At 50.6% G+C, this 542-nt stretch carries 1 pseudogene; it reads right to left on the bottom strand.

Going from position 1 to position 542, the window contains the following annotated elements:
* Positions 1 to 542: pseudogene (locus KPL72_RS21095) on the bottom strand (carboxypeptidase M32); the annotation flags it as partial.

Genomic DNA, 542 nt, shown 5'->3' with positions numbered 1-542 from the left:
GCGTTTAGGGTTTCGCCTGTGGCGCGTTTGACGAGTTCATCCGTGGTGTGAAGCGAGGCTTGTGACCAGATGTTGTCGCTTAGCCATTGGAAGATGGGGCTTAGGTCGCCGCTTTGGATTGCGGCGTCGAAGTCGACGTTTTGTGTCATGGTGGCTTTGTATTGGGCGGCGTACATGGCACCTAGTGTGTAGCTTGGAAAGTAGCCAAAAGCGCCGTCAGTCCAGTGAATGTCTTGCATGCAGCCGTTTTTGTAGTTGTCTTTGGTGGAGATACCAAGGGAGGCTTTCATTTTCTCATCCCACAATGCGGGTACGTCTGTGTGTTCTATTACACCGTTGATCAGGTCACGTTCTATCTCGTAACGCATGATAACGTGCGCTGGGTAAGTTAGCTCGTCGGCATCCACACGAATAAAGCCCTTCTCTACTTGGGTGTAGATTTTGTAGAGGTTTTCTTCGGCAAACACAGGGTCATTGTATGCGCTAAAAGCGTCGGCTGACAGTCGTGATAAGTGGGAAATAAACGGCTTGCTGCGCCCTAT

This window comes from Marinomonas lutimaris (assembly GCF_019426345.1).
GTDB classification, from domain to species: Bacteria; Pseudomonadota; Gammaproteobacteria; order Pseudomonadales; family Marinomonadaceae; genus Marinomonas; species Marinomonas lutimaris.
Note: the sequence above shows the minus strand (reverse complement) of the source record. Positions and strands in the feature narration are given on the sequence as shown.